General features: G+C 71.8%; 14 protein-coding genes and 1 tRNA gene. 11 read left to right on the forward strand and 4 right to left on the reverse strand.

Annotation, left to right across the window (positions count from 1 at the left end; translation table 11 throughout):
• Position 1: 1 nt before the first annotated feature.
• Genes ACFE7W_RS07275 through ACFE7W_RS07285 form a run of 3 tightly spaced genes read left to right on the forward strand, consistent with a single transcriptional unit; the run spans position 2 to position 2,721 of the window.
• On the forward strand, positions 2-1,120 hold the full coding sequence (locus tag ACFE7W_RS07275; protein ID WP_375424080.1) for an ABC transporter ATP-binding protein: 1,119 nt from the start codon (positions 2-4) through the stop codon (positions 1,118-1,120).
• A complete protein-coding gene (locus tag ACFE7W_RS07280) occupies positions 1,117-2,202 on the forward strand; it encodes an ABC transporter ATP-binding protein (protein WP_375424081.1) in 1,086 nt (361 codons plus the stop codon). Before ACFE7W_RS07275 ends, ACFE7W_RS07280 begins: the two co-directional genes overlap by 4 nt.
• A gap of 9 nt (positions 2,203-2,211) precedes the next feature.
• Positions 2,212-2,721, forward strand: coding sequence for a methylated-DNA--[protein]-cysteine S-methyltransferase (locus ACFE7W_RS07285; RefSeq protein WP_375424082.1), 510 nt, complete (start codon positions 2,212-2,214; stop codon positions 2,719-2,721).
• Between the two features lie 174 nt (positions 2,722-2,895).
• Here ACFE7W_RS07285 and ACFE7W_RS07290 read toward each other — a convergent pair whose 3' ends face one another.
• A complete protein-coding gene (locus ACFE7W_RS07290; RefSeq protein ID WP_375424083.1) occupies positions 2,896-4,941 on the reverse strand; it encodes an AAA family ATPase in 2,046 nt (681 codons plus the stop codon).
• Between the two features lie 249 nt (positions 4,942-5,190).
• Here ACFE7W_RS07290 and ACFE7W_RS07295 point away from each other — a divergent pair, with 249 nt between their 5' ends.
• The 6 genes from ACFE7W_RS07295 (at position 5,191) to ACFE7W_RS07320 (ending at position 8,525) form a co-directional block, all read left to right on the forward strand.
• Positions 5,191-6,429, forward strand: coding sequence for a glutamate-5-semialdehyde dehydrogenase (locus tag ACFE7W_RS07295; protein WP_375424084.1), 1,239 nt, complete (start codon positions 5,191-5,193; stop codon positions 6,427-6,429).
• Positions 6,430-6,478: 49 nt separating this feature from the next.
• Positions 6,479-6,613 (forward strand): hypothetical protein, encoded by a 135-nt coding sequence (locus ACFE7W_RS07300; protein ID WP_375424085.1) that lies wholly within the window; start codon positions 6,479-6,481, stop codon positions 6,611-6,613.
• 36 nt (positions 6,614-6,649) lie between these two features.
• Positions 6,650-7,309: a nicotinate-nucleotide adenylyltransferase gene (gene nadD, locus ACFE7W_RS07305; RefSeq protein WP_375424226.1), complete on the forward strand. Its 660-nt coding sequence runs from the start codon at positions 6,650-6,652 to the stop codon at positions 7,307-7,309.
• A gap of 57 nt (positions 7,310-7,366) precedes the next feature.
• Positions 7,367-7,735, forward strand: a complete 369-nt coding sequence (rsfS, locus tag ACFE7W_RS07310; RefSeq protein ID WP_375424086.1) for a ribosome silencing factor — start codon at positions 7,367-7,369, stop codon at positions 7,733-7,735.
• Positions 7,732-8,370: a histidine phosphatase family protein gene (locus tag ACFE7W_RS07315; protein WP_375424087.1), complete on the forward strand. Its 639-nt coding sequence runs from the start codon at positions 7,732-7,734 to the stop codon at positions 8,368-8,370. Before rsfS ends, ACFE7W_RS07315 begins: the two co-directional genes overlap by 4 nt.
• A gap of 82 nt (positions 8,371-8,452) precedes the next feature.
• Positions 8,453-8,525 (forward strand) — tRNA-Ala (locus ACFE7W_RS07320).
• A 540-nt stretch (positions 8,526-9,065) separates the two neighbouring features.
• Here ACFE7W_RS07320 and ACFE7W_RS07325 read toward each other — a convergent pair.
• On the reverse strand, positions 9,066-9,308 hold the full coding sequence (locus ACFE7W_RS07325) for a helix-turn-helix domain-containing protein (protein ID WP_375424088.1): 243 nt from the start codon (positions 9,306-9,308) through the stop codon (positions 9,066-9,068).
• 36 nt (positions 9,309-9,344) lie between these two features.
• On the reverse strand, positions 9,345-10,202 hold the full coding sequence (locus ACFE7W_RS07330; RefSeq protein ID WP_375424089.1) for a helix-turn-helix transcriptional regulator: 858 nt from the start codon (positions 10,200-10,202) through the stop codon (positions 9,345-9,347).
• 152 nt (positions 10,203-10,354) lie between these two features.
• On the opposite strand from ACFE7W_RS07330, the gene ACFE7W_RS07335 reads away from it, so the two are divergent.
• Together ACFE7W_RS07335 and ACFE7W_RS07340 are read left to right on the forward strand one after the other, a co-directional pair.
• Positions 10,355-11,113 (forward strand): SDR family NAD(P)-dependent oxidoreductase, encoded by a 759-nt coding sequence (locus ACFE7W_RS07335; RefSeq protein ID WP_375424090.1) that lies wholly within the window; start codon positions 10,355-10,357, stop codon positions 11,111-11,113.
• Between the two features lie 394 nt (positions 11,114-11,507).
• The gene (locus ACFE7W_RS07340) at positions 11,508-12,311 is read left to right on the forward strand and encodes an SGNH/GDSL hydrolase family protein (protein ID WP_375424227.1); all 804 of its coding nucleotides are present in this window, start codon (positions 11,508-11,510) and stop codon (positions 12,309-12,311) included.
• 415 nt (positions 12,312-12,726) lie between these two features.
• On the opposite strand, the gene ACFE7W_RS07345 is transcribed toward ACFE7W_RS07340, so the two are convergent.
• The gene (locus ACFE7W_RS07345; RefSeq protein WP_375424091.1) at positions 12,727-13,455 is read right to left on the reverse strand and encodes a GNAT family N-acetyltransferase; all 729 of its coding nucleotides are present in this window, start codon (positions 13,453-13,455) and stop codon (positions 12,727-12,729) included.
• Positions 13,456-13,472: the final 17 nt, after the last annotated feature.

Below are 13,472 nucleotides of genomic sequence, written 5' to 3' on the forward strand. Positions count from 1 at the left end.
GATGGCCGCCGTGAAGGACTCCACCCTGGTCCAACGCTCCACCCGCGAGCCTGTGAACCGCACCGAGGTGCTGCTCGAGGTGGAGAACCTCGACGTCACCTTCCAGCGGAGGGGCGGCCGCGCCACCCGCGCGGTGGACGGCGTCTCTTTCTCCGTGCGGCCCGGCGAGGTCGTCGGCATCGTGGGCGAGTCCGGCAGCGGCAAGTCCGTCACCTCGATGGCCATCATGGGCCTGCTGCCGACCCGCGGGGTCCGGGTCAGCGGCAAGGCGCTGTACCGGGGCCGCAACCTACTGGAGATGGACGACGCCGAGTTCTCCGACCTGCGCGGACGCGAGCTGGCGATGGTCTTCCAGGACCCGATGAGCTCGCTCAACCCGGTGATCCCGGTCGGCCTCCAGGTGACGGAGGTGCTGCGTCGTCACTCCGACATCTCGCGGTCGGACGCCGAGGACGAGGCCGAGGACCTGCTGCGCCGCTGCGGCATCCCCGACCCCCGCCGCCGGTTGGACGAGTACCCGCACCAGCTGTCGGGCGGCATGCGGCAGCGGGCGCTGATCGCGATCGCCCTGGCCTGCAAGCCGGCGCTGCTGATCTGCGACGAGCCGACGACCGCGCTCGACGTCACCATCCAGGCGCAGGTGCTCGAGCTGCTCAAGGAGCTGGTGACCGACCTCGGGACGGCGATGGTGATGATCACCCACGACCTCGGCGTGGTGGCGGGGCTGTGCGACTCGGTCAACGTGATGTACGCCGGCCGGGTCGTGGAGTCAGCGTCTCGCCGCGAGCTGTTCGAGCACCCGCGTCACCGTTACACCGAGGGTCTGCTCGGCTCGATCCCGCGCCTGGACGCCCCTCGCGGCGAGCCGCTGCAGCCGATCCCCGGCACGCCGAGGGACACGATCGCCTGGTCGAAGGCCTGCGCGTTCGCCCCTCGCTGCCGACACGCGGCGGACGACTGCGTGGTCAGTGATCTGGGGCTGGAGCCGCTCGGCCGGGCCGGCCACCTCGTCCGCTGCGTGCACCCCGCGCCGGAGAACCCGGAGGACCCCGACTTGTCAGCCTCTCAGAGGGCGATAGCCCTCTCAGCGTCTGACACGTCTGGAGGGGAGGAGCGATGAGCGAGGCGCTGCTGCGGGTCCAGGGGCTCAAGGTGCACTTCCCGATCAAGCGGGGGCTGGTGGTCGACCGGACGATCGGTCACGTCCGCGCGGTCGACGGCGTCGACCTGGCCGTCCGGGCCGGTCAGACGTACGGGCTGGTCGGGGAGTCGGGCTGCGGCAAGTCGACGCTGGGCCGCGCGATCCTGCGGCTGGAGGAGCCCACCGACGGCTCGGTGATCTTCGACGGCGAGGACATCCGGCAGCTGAAGGCCGAGCCGCTCCGGCTGATCCGGCGGCGGATGCAGATGGTCTTCCAGGACCCTCTGTCCTCCCTCGACCCCCGGCAGTCGGTCGAGAGCTCACTGACCGAACCGCTGAGCGTGCACGGTCTCGCCGAGGCCGACCGGGAGGAGTTCGGCACCGACTCCGGCCGCAGCCACCTGGCGAAAGCCTCGGCGATGCTGGACGTCGTCGGGCTGCCCCGCGGCTCGCTGGCCAAGTACCCGCACGAGTTCTCCGGCGGTCAGCGGCAGCGGATCGGCATCGCACGGGCGATGATCCTCAACCCCGACCTGGTCATCGCCGACGAACCGGTCAGCGCGCTCGACGTCAGCGTCCAGGCCCAGGTGATCAACCTGCTGGAGCACCTGCAGGACATCCTCGGGCTCACCTACCTGGTGATCGCCCACGACCTCGCCGTCGTCCGGCACATCAGCGACGTGATCGGGGTGATGTACCTGGGCACGCTGGTCGAGGAGGCCGACAGCGACGACCTGTACGCGGCTCCTCTGCACCCGTACACGATCGCCCTGATGTCGGCGATCCCGATTCCCGACCCCGCGGTGGAGGACCGGCGCGAGCGGATCCTGCTGCGCGGCGACCTGCCCAGTCCGGCCAACCCGCCAAGCGGCTGCCGCTTCCACACCCGCTGCCCGTACCGGCAGCAGACCCGCTGCGACGACGAGGTGCCGGCGCTGCGCGAGATCGAGCCGGCCCCGGGCCGTCGCGTCGCCTGTCACTACGCCGAGGAGATCCTGGCCGGCCGGATCGGGGTCAAGGACCCCGATCTGGTGGTGGAACCTGTCGCAGCATCGACCTAGGCTGGCGGCATGGCCCCGACCGCGACGACGACCCTGGCGCACGCCAGGTACTCCTCGCCCGTCGGGCTCGTCGATCTGGTCGGAGGGCTGGCTGGGCTGCGGCGTTGCGGTTGGAGCCTGGACGTTCCGGGCACCTCCGACGAGCTGGACGAGACGATGGCCGAGGCGCTGGCGCAGGTGGTCGCGTACTTCGCCGGTGAGCTCCGCACCTTCGACCTCGTCCTGGACCTGCCGCCGATGGAGCCGCGCAAGCGGGCGGTCCTGGACGCCATGGCCACGATCGAGTACGGCGAGGTGATCACCTACGCCGAGCTCGGCCGGCGCAGCGGCACCGGACTGCCGCCGCGCGCCATCGGCTCCCTGATGGGCGGCAACCCCGTGCCGATCGTCATCCCGTGCCACCGCGTCGTCGCCGCCGACGGTCTGGGCGGCTTCTCCGGCGGCGAGCGTGGCCACGAGCTGGCCACCAAGCGCTGGCTCCTCGAGCACGAAGGTGCCCTGCCGCCCAGCCTCTTCTGACCCCGCGTCTGCGTCGTGCCTGCCGCACCTCTTCCCTGACGGTCACTTCACACCCTGCGGAGTCACGTAACAGCCTTCCCGGCGGCGTGTCGCGTACCGGAGGGCTGTGAAGTGACCGTCAAGGAAGGGACGCGGCCCGGGGCAGTGTCGCGGACCCGCGGCCGGGCCGCAGACCTACAGGTACATCCCCTGCAGGCCGGTGTGGTCGACGGGCGGCTCGGTGGGAAGGTCGTCGGCCTGCAGGGTGCGGATCTGGTCCAGCGTCGGGTCCTCGAGGCCGACCAGCCGTTCGGCCTGGATGGACACGGCCTCCTCGAACACGTTGCGGATGAAGCGGCCGTTGCCGAAGCCGGCGGGGTGGGGCTTGGGCAGCAGGGCCCGGACCCGCGCCTCGACGCCGGGGCCGACCTCGAAGCCCTGGCGGTGGGCCGTCAGCTCGAAGATCGAGTAGAGCTCGTCGGCGTCGTAGTCCTCGAACGTCAGGGTCTTGGGAAAGCGCGAGGCCAGGCCCGGGTTGGAGGAGAGGAAGCGCTGCATCTCGACCGGGTACCCGGCCACGATGACCACGACCTCGTCCCGCCGGTCCTCCATCAACTTCAGCAGCGTGGACACCGCCTCGACACCGAAGTCGCGGTGCGAGTCGTGCGGTATCAGCGCGTACGCCTCGTCGATGAACAGCACCCCACCGGAGGCCTTGTTGAACATCCGCCGGACCTTGGGCGACGTCTGGCCGATGTACTGCCCGACCAGGTCGACCCGGCTCGCCTCGACGAGGTGGCCGTTGGAGAGCGTGCCCAGCTGGGCGTAGATGCGGGCGAGCAGCCGGGCGACCGTGGTCTTCGCGGTGCCGGGGTTGCCGACGAAGACCATGTGCCGGGAGCGGTCGCGCTCGGGCATGCCCGCGTTCTGCCGCAGCTGGTCGGCCTTGGCCTCGGCGACGAGCCGGCGCACCTGCTCCTTGATCGGGGCCAGGCCCACCAGCTCGGCGAGCTCGCCCTGGGGGTCACCGATCTCTACCTCGGGCACGGTCGCGTCGTCCTCGGGTTCCTCGTCCTCGGCCTCGGAGCCGAGAGCGCGGAGGACGCGGGCGCGGACCGGCGGCTCCGCCCGGACGACGACCCGGGAGGTCTCGGGGAACGAGCGCACCATCGGGTTGACGGTCCGCCGGAAGGTGAAGAGCTCCTCGACGTCGGTGACGAAGCCGATCGTGTCGGGGGCGGCCGACGGGGTGGGCGGCCCGGGCAGGCCGGCGACGACGCGCGAGACCTGGGCGGCCATGGCCAACCAGGCCCGACAGGCGTCGATCTCGCCGCTGAGCAGGGCCCGGGTCAGCCAGCCGCGGTTCGACTGGAGCCACTCGATCGCGTCGAAGCCGTGCTGGCGGGCCTCGAAGGCGGCCTCGATCTCGGCGAAGCGCGGTTCCCCGACCGCCACGGCCAGGGCCGCGGGCAGCGTCTCGACGTTATCGCCGAGGGCCATCGACGCCACGACCTCGGGCAGCGACTCGGCGCGCGTGGTGACCTGGCTGAGGTGGTCGTGCACCGCCTCGAGGCCCTGGTAGGACCAGTACAGGGCCGAGCCCCAGCCGCCGATCTCCGGCAGCAGCTCGTGCTCGGCCTCGGTCAGCAGCGAGTGGCGCCACAGCCGGGCGACCTCCGGGAAACCCGCGCTGGTGTGGAAGTCGAGCAGCGAGGGGGTAGCCAGGACTCGGCGGTACACGCCGACGAGGGCCTCCGCCCGCGGTCGCAGCGGTCCGACCTCGGCGAGCAGGGCCACGCACTCCAGCGACAGCTCCAGGGCACCGCGGCGGGCGTCGGCGTCGGAGCCGGCGTACTTGTAGAGGAAGAGCGGCCACTCGCAGTCGGTCATGTACCAGTTGCGGGCGACCATCGGCTCGCGGCGCTGGTTGGGGGCGAGGTAGTCATCGACCAGCTGCTCGGGGAACTGCGCGAACTCACCGGAGAAGATCGCCACGTAGCCGCCGAGGGACATGGCCAGGTTCTGCAGGAAGGGTGCGACGTCGCGGGTCTGGTCGGGCCAGCTGGTCCAGTTCTGCGTGGCGCCCGCCCGCGGGTCCTCCACGAGCTCACGGACGCGGCTGCGGGTCTGTTCCCACCAGCCGTTCGGGACCGGCCAGGGAGCGGCGGGTCCGATCACGTCGATGTAGGGCCGACCGGACATCAGGACGGACAGGTACTCGGGCAACACCAGTGCGGTCAACGTCGCGCTCCTGTCTCGATACCCCGCCGTCTCACGCTGACGGTGCCCCCAGGGTGGTCGAGTTCTGCGCCATCTTCCCATCTCCGGCGACCTCTGCGGGCCAAACGGTCAGTGACAACCTGCGAAGTTCTCGATCGTGAGTCATGTCCTCGGGGCGGACCGCACCACGCTGACTGGTGTTCGGAGCCCTTCGAGCGACGGATTGGTCGTCGCGGCGTCCGTGGCGTCACGGCCGATACCGTAGGGCCCGTGGACGTGACCGAGCAGGCGACCCGGGCGAGGACGGCGTCCCAGCGACTGAGCCGGGCCACCCGGGCGGAAAAGGACGGGGCGCTGCACGCCATGGCGGACGCGCTGGCCAACGCTGAGACCGCCGTGCTCGAGGCGAACGCGGCCGACGTCGCCCAGGCCGAGGCGGCCGGCACCTCGGCGGCCCTAGTCGACCGGCTGCGGCTGACGTCGGACCGGGTGGCGGCCATGGGCACCGGCCTCCGAGACCTCGCCGGCCTCCCGGACCCGGTCGGCGATGTCGTCCGCGGCTGGACCAACCCGAACGGCGTCCAGGTCCGTCAGGTCCGGGTGCCGTTCGGCGTCGTGGGCATCATCTACGAGGCCCGACCGAACGTGACCGCCGACGCCGCCGGCATCTGCCTCAAGTCGGGCAACGCCGTCCTGCTGCGCGGGTCGTCCTCGGCCGCCGGCTCGAACGGGGCCGTGGCCGAGGCCCTGCAGGCAGGCTTGGCCGGGGCCGGGCTGCCCGTCGACGCGGTCCAGCTGGTCCCGGGGCCGCGGTCGGTGACCGATCAGCTGATGGCGGCGCGTGGCCTGGTCGACGTGCTCATCCCGCGCGGCGGTGCGGGGCTGATCGACCACGTCGTGCGGCACAGCCACGTCCCGGTGATCGAGACCGGGGTCGGCAACTGCCACCTCGTCGTCGACGCCACCGCCGACCCGACGATGGCCCTGGAGATCCTGCTCAACGCGAAGACCCAGCGGCCCTCGGTCTGCAACGCGGTCGAGACGCTGCTGGTCCACGTCGACGCCGCGGCTCGGTTCCTCCCCGACGCGCTGACCTGCCTCGCCGCAGCCGGGGTCACCGTCCACGGCGACGCGCGAACGGCCGCCTTCGGCGACGTCGTCCCGTCCACCGAGGCCGACTACAAGACGGAGTACCTCTCCCTCGACCTGGCGGTGGCGGTGGTCGACGACCTCGACGCCGCTCTCGACCACATCCGGCGCTACGGCACCGGGCACAGCGAGACCATCGTGACGGAGTCCCAGCGAGCCGCCGCGCGCTTCACCGCCGAGGTGGACGCGGCAGCGGTGCTGGTCAACGCGTCCAGCCGGTTCGTCGACGGGGCAGAGTTCGGGTTCGGCGCCGAGATCGGCATCTCGACCCAGAAGCTGCACGCGCGGGGACCGATGGGCCTGGCCGAGATGACCTCCACCAGGTACGTCGTCACCGGCTCCGGCCAGACCCGCCGTTGAGCGCTCGCGCTCTTCGACCCACCGCCACCCCGACCGGTAGGCTGCAGCCATGACCCTCGGACTGACCCTGCTGGAGACCGAGCTGCCGGTCCCGCCTTTCGTCTTCGGACTGATCGCCTTCGGCCTGCTGATCACGCTGTTGCTGATCACGCTGTCGTTGGGCAAGGGCCGTCCGCACAGCTGAGTGAGCTCCTCCGACGAGGTCGTCAGCGAGGACGACGTGGCCCGTGCCCGTCCGGACCGGGCCACCGGTCTGGCCCGGACGCCCGGTGCCGACCCCGGTCGACCGCACCGTCTGGGCGTGATGGGCGGCACGTTCGACCCCATCCACCACGGGCACCTCGTGGCCGCCAGCGAGGTGGCGATGCACTTCGGGCTGGACGAGGTGGTCTTCGTCCCCACCGGCCAGCCGTGGCAGAAGCTCGACCGGCAGGTGTCGGCGGGCGAGGACCGCTACCTGATGACGGTCATCGCGACCGCCTCGAACCCGCGGTTCACGGTCAGCCGGGTCGACATCGACCGAGCGGGAATGACCTACACCGTCGACACGTTGACCGACATACGTGCCGAACGGGGCGACGACGTCGAGCTCTACTTCATCACCGGGGCCGACGCCCTCACCCAGATCCTGACCTGGCACCAGGTCGACCGGCTGTTCGAGCTGGCCCACTTCGTCGGCTGCACCCGGCCCGGGGTCGAGCTCGACACCACGGTGATCGACCAGCTGCCGCAAGAGCGGGTGACCCTGCTGGAGATCCCGGCACTGGCCATCTCCTCGACGGCATGTCGGGCTCGCGTGCAGAAGCTGGACCCGATCTGGTACCTGGTGCCGGACGGCATCGTGCAGTACATCGCCAAGCGGGGCCTCTACCACCCCTGACCGGGTGGCTGCTCCCTCCCGGACCTCCGCCTCGGAGGTCCCGAACCGAAGGAAATCGTGACCGCAACCGAACGCGCCCTCGAGCTGACCCGGACCGCTGCCGCGGCGGCCGCCGACCGGCTCGGCACCGACCTGATCGCCTACGACGTCTCCGACCAGCTGGCCATCACCGACGTCTTCCTCGTCGTGACCGCCACCAACGAGCGGCAGGTGGGTGCCGTCGTCGACGGCATCGAGGAGGCGCTGCGTGGGCTGGACGCCAAGCCGGTCCGCCGCGAGGGCGACCGTGAGCAGCGCTGGGTGCTGCTGGACTATCTCGACCTCGTGGTGCACGTCCAGCACAGCGAGGAGCGTAAGTTCTACGCCCTGGAGCGGCTCTGGAGCGACTGCCCCGTGATTCCGCTGGGCGTGGACACGCGCCGGTGACCGCCCAGCGCGTCATTCTCTGGCGCCACGGCCGCACCGCCTGGAACCAGGTGAACCGCTTCCAGGGCCAGGCCGACATCGAGCTGGACGAGGTGGGCCGCGCGCAGGCGGCACGGGCGGCGTCCGTGCTGGCGGCGTTCGAGCCGGCCGTGCTGTGGTCCAGCGACCTCGTGCGGGCGCGGGCGACCGCAGCCGCCCTCGAGGCCCTGACCGGGCTCGAGGTGACCACCGACAAGCGACTCCGCGAGATCCACGTCGGCTCCTGGGAAGGTCTGACCGGCGACGAGGTGGACCAGCTCGACCCGGACCTCTCGCGAAGGTTGCGGGCCGGTGAGGACGTCCGTCGCTCGGCGACGGGGGAAAGCCCCTCCGAGGTCGCCGTCCGGGTGGCCGAGTGCCTGACCGAGCTGGCCGACTCCGCTCCCGACGGCTCGACCGTCGTCGCCGCGAGCCACGGGCTGGCTGGGCGCGTCGGCGTCGCCGAGCTCGTGGGGCTCCCCCTGGAGCACTGCCGGCTGCTCGGCGGGATGACCAACTGCGGGTGGGTGAGCCTCGACCGGCACCGCTCCGGCCGCTACTGGCGGATCGCCGCCTACAACGCCAGCGCCGACCCGACCGGTGACCTGATTTCGTGACCCGGACGCTCGCAGGCTAGTATTTCGGGGTCCCCAGGGGGCTGGGACCGCAAGGTCTCGGCTTGTCCGGGGCCACCCGCAAGGGGCTTTGGCGCAGTTGGTAGCGCGCTTCCATGGCATGGAAGAGGTCAGGGGTTCGAATCCCCTAAGCTCCACACTGAGAGGGCGAGCTCGGTAGCTCCCAGCTGGCCATCGGGGCGGTGATGTCCACATCCCCGGCAGCAACGATGACGTTCTCGCCCTTCCGCCTCCCCGGTCGCGCAGTTGCTGATGACGTGTTCGACGAGCTGGTGGACCCCTCACTGCCGGCCTCGGCGGGCGGCTGGACCGCTCAGCCATGCCGGGGTGGATGGCCTGGTACCTCCTGACCGGAGGGTGCGGTCGGCTTCTGCGGCTCGACGGGTGCCCCGCACAGCGGCTACGCCCTGCGGGGCGGGTCAGGTTGGCCCTGGTCGCGTCAGTAGGTCACGGGATCAGCACGACCTTGCCGTGGGGTCCTCGGAGAGGCTGAGCTCGGCCGCAGCGCGCCAGTCGTCGAGTGGGTAGGTCGCGGCTAGCGGGATGGGGAACTCCCCTACGGCGGCGAGTGCCGCGTACGCGGACAGGAAATCCGACCCCGGGTGACCGCCGGCAGCCGCCAGCTGCGTGCACGCCGGCACCGGCGCTTCGTGCCTCGTCCTGGTTCGAGATCGTCATCACCCGCGAGGGGTCGCCGGCGATCTCGACCATCGCCTGCGCGCCGGCACTGCGTCAGGAAGCTCGGCGAACGCCGCATCGACCGATTCGGTCAACCGCTGCTCCACGTCGAAGAGGACCTCGCGCTTGTCGGGGAAGTGCCGGAAGCGCGTGCGCTCGGTCACCCCGGCGCGCCCGGCGAGCTCGGCGGTCGTCACCGTGCCGAAACCGCGCTCGGTGCTCAGCTCGAGCGCGGCCCTCACCAGGCGCTCGCGCCTCTCGCTTCCGCTCGGGGCGGCTCAGTCGGCGGCCCGGACCTGCTCGAAGGACTGGGCGCCGACGACGCCCAGCAGGTCCAGGCGTGCTGCCGTACCCGTCCCGACCTGTGGTCTGAACAGCACCAGCCGCTGACCCGAGGGCGGGCTGAGGACGACGTCGCACTGCAGGTCCAGCCGGCCGACCTGAGGATGGACCAGCACTTTCAGGGTGGAGTGCCGGACGGCCACCTCCTGCCGCGCCCAGACGGCCCGGAACTCCTCACTGGCCTCGGAGAGGGCGGCCACCAGCGACTGCGCCTCCTCGTCGAGGTGCCGCGTGGCGGACGCGGCCCGCAGGTCGGCGACGTACTCCCGGCTCAGCGACTCGTGCTGCTCGGCCAGGTACCGCGACCGCAGCCCCGGATCGGTGAACCAGCGCCAGACGAAGGTGGATTCGCGCCCGGAGGCGCCGGCGATGGGACCGAGCAGCGCCACGTTGAGCGGATTCTGGGCCACGACGTCGCTCAGCTCGTCGGTGACCAAGGCCGGGACGGTCGGGGCCACGGCATCCAGCACGCACATCAGTCCGGGGTCGGCGTAGCCGAGGGACCGGTGACGGGGTGGCGGCGTCTGCTCGGCCAGGCGGTAGACGTAGTCACGTTCGTCCAGGGTCAGCCGCAGCGCCCGGGAGATCGCGCCGAGCATCGACGGGGACGGCCGCGGCCCGCGGCCCTGCTCGATCCGCTCGTAGTAGTCGGTCGACATGGCGGCGAGCACCGCCACCTCGTCGCGCCGCAGCCCTTTGGCACGGCGACGCCCGCCTGGCACCAGGCCGACGTCACCGGGACGCAGCTCCTCGCGCCGGTGACGCAGGAAAGCTCCCAGCTCCTGCTGAGCCATCGGCCACCTCCTCGTTCTGGTGCGCACCCCCATTCTGCGGCAGCGGCGGCGGGCCAACCACGCACTGGCGATCCGGGGATCAGCGGGACGCCCGAAGCGTCCGGTCGCCCTGCCAGCCTGATGGCACCACTCGTTCGTCCCAGGAGGACCCCATGCCCCGCACCACCATCGCCCTGGTCACCGGCGCCAGCCGCGGACTCGGACGCAACATGGCTCAGCACCTCGCCCGCGCCGGCGTCGGGGTGATCGGCACCTACCATCGCAACTCCGACGCGGCCGGCTCACTCGTCACCGAGCTGCACGGTTTCGGGGTGCCGGCCGCCGCGCTGTCGCTCGACGTGAGCGACAGCGCGAGCTTCGAGGGCTTCGTCGTCGCCGTCCGGCAGACCCTGGAAGACCTCGGGGCGGAACGTCTCGACGCGCTGGTCAACAACGCCGGTACCGGGGTCCACGCCTCCTTCGCCGAGACCACGCCGGAGCAGTTCGACGAGATGGTCGCCGTCCAGCTCAAGGGCCCGTTCTTCCTGACCCAGGCCCTGCTCCCGCTGATCGCCGACGGCGGCCGGATCCTGAACGTCTCCTCGGGCCTGGCCCGGTTCACCGGGCCGGGGTACGCCGCCTATGCGGCGATGAAGGGCGGCATCGAGGTGCTCACCCGCTACCAGGCGGCCGAGCTCGGCAGCCGACAGATTCGCGTCAACACCCTGGTGCCGGGCGCCATCGCCACCGACTTCAGCGGCGGGCTGGTTCGTGACAACGCCCAGGTCAACCAGGCGGTGGCTGCCGGCATCGCGCTCGGCCGGGTCGGGCTGCCCGACGACATCGGGGCCCCGGTCCCGGCGATCCTCTCCGACGCCTTCGGCTGGGCCACCGGCACCCGGATCGAGCTGTCCGGCGGCCAGAGCCTCTGAGCGGCGCTACTTCCTGGGCGTCGGGCGGCTCGCGGCGTGCGAGCGGCTCGTCAGCCACGGCGGTCCGGCCCGAGCGCCGCGTCGTACTGCTCGACGAGACCCGTGCGGCGCTGGCGGTGAAGGGGGCTCCTTCCGTGCGCTGCGCGTCCAGACCCGCGTCATCTTCACCCCCTGCGTTGGGCCCCTCCTCGACGTCCCGGCCGGGCAGCGACAGAGATGGTCCGTGTTGTCTCGACAGCCCAGCGTTGCTGCAGGCTTCCGCTGACTACGCCAGGTCCTCGTCGAACCACCGACGCCGCTACGGTGAGGACGACCCACGAGGAGCGCCGGTTGCTCTCAGGACCGGCACCTCAAGAGAGGTAGGCCCCGAGTGACTTCGGCGTTCGGCGGCGGGATGGTCGCGCTGGGAAGCTCTTTCGCAGCCGGTCCTGGCATCACCCCGGTCATCGATCGTCAGGCCGGGCGGTCGGGGCTCAACTACGCGCACCTCGTGGCAGGACGTCTGGGTCTGGAGCTCGTCGACGCGACCGTGTCCGGGGCCACCACGTCGACGATCCTGGACACGCCCCAACGGGTCGGCCGCCGGACCTTCGCGCCGCAGGTGTCTGCCGTGACCCCGGACGCGAGCCTCGTCACGATCACGGCAGCAGGCAACGACCTCGGTTACCTCCGCGGCGTCATGACCACCGCGATCTTGAACCGCGCGTACCGGCGCACGCTCCTGCGACCGCTGGTACGACGGCTGCGCGTCCGCCTCCCACCCCGTGAGGTGAGCAGGCAGGCGGTCGAGGACGCGACCGAGGGTCTGGCGCGCATCGTGGTCGAGGTCCACCACCGGTCGCCGGCGGCCCGGGTCGTGCTGGTGGACTACCTGCCCATCTTCACGGCGGCCACCACGCCAGACGCGTCCGCCCTCTTCGAGAACACCGAGATCGCCGACTTCCGCCGGGTCGCCGACATCGTGACCGGCGTGTTCGAGACGGCGGGTCGACGAGCGGGCGCCGAGGTCGTCACGGCGAGGAGGTACTCCCAGCCGCGCGGGACCGCAACGACGTCCCCCTGGGTGTTCGGGCTCCGGCCGCTGCGGCAGCTGGGTTCGTCCTTCCACCCCACGGCGGCCGGGATGGAGGAAGTCGCCCGGGTGCTGGTCGACCACCTCGCGACCGACGGCGCAGCACCGGGCGGGGCATCTGGGTGACGTTGCCTCGGTCGCCGCCAGGGTCCCCCGTGGGTGCCCGCGGCTCGGCGACCAGCTCACCGCGACCGGTGCGTCGGTCCGGGTCAGGCAGCCGGCGAGACGGCGTCCAGTTCAGTGCGCCGGTCCTCGCCCAGGTGGATGGCGGCCACGGCCGGGTTCTGCTCGAGGTGAGCAGGATGGTGTCAACGCCTCCGGCGGCGACGTCCTCGCCCGGATGACCGCCGGTGCCCCGGCCGGGCGTCCGGCCACCCCCGACGGGGTCGCAACCGCGGTCGCCCTGGCTCCTGTGGGACCAGGCCAGCGACGTTCGGGCACCGACACCCCCGTCGATGGCGGGATCACCACCACCCGGTCCGCCTGAGAGCCTCGCCTCGCGCATCGGGTCTTGACCCACGACCCCGTAGAGGCGCGATGGTCAGCACGCGCGCAGCGCGGCGAACTCCACCTCGCGCCGGAGCTCGAAGCCCATCGCCAGGTAGAGACTGATGGCCCGTGAGTTGGTGGCCCCGGTATGCAGGAACGGGGTCTCGCCCCGGCCGCGGGCCAGTTCGGCGACGGCGCGGACGAGCCGCGTGGCCAGCCCCTGCCGGCGGTACGCGGGATCGGTGCAGACCGCGCTGATCTCGGTCCAGCCGGTGGGATGCAGCCGCTCGCCCGCCATGGCCACGAGGGCACCGTCGCGCCGAAGACCGAGATAGGTCCCGAGCTGGTAGGTGCGTGGGCGGAACGGTCCGGGCTCGGTCCGGACGACCAGGTCCACCGCCTCCGGTGCGTCGGCCGCGCCGAGGACGAAGGCGTCGTCCGCGCGGGCGCTCCACAGGGCGTCGGTGGCGACGAGCTGGACGCCCGGGACGACTCCCTCCAGCCCCCACCCGCAGGGCACGGCACGGGTGAAGCCGGGTGGCCCGGCCAGGCCGGCCACCTCCCCGTCGGTGTACAGCTCGCGCAGGTCCGCCCAGGCGCGGTCGTCCTCGAACGAGGCCACCGCGGCGAACGGGGAGACGTCAGCGGGGTAGCGGCGGGCACGTCCCTGGCCGAGCGCGAAACGGGCGTGCACGCCGGTCAGCGACGCCCACGCGGCGGAGTCGAGCGGGTGCGGGGACGGCGCGGCGCTCTCGCCGCCGGACAGGACACGGGTGGTCACGACGCGACAACCTACTC

Origin of the sequence: uncultured Friedmanniella sp. (assembly GCF_964244285.1) — a bacterium.
Lineage (GTDB): Bacteria > Actinomycetota > Actinomycetes > Propionibacteriales > Propionibacteriaceae > Microlunatus.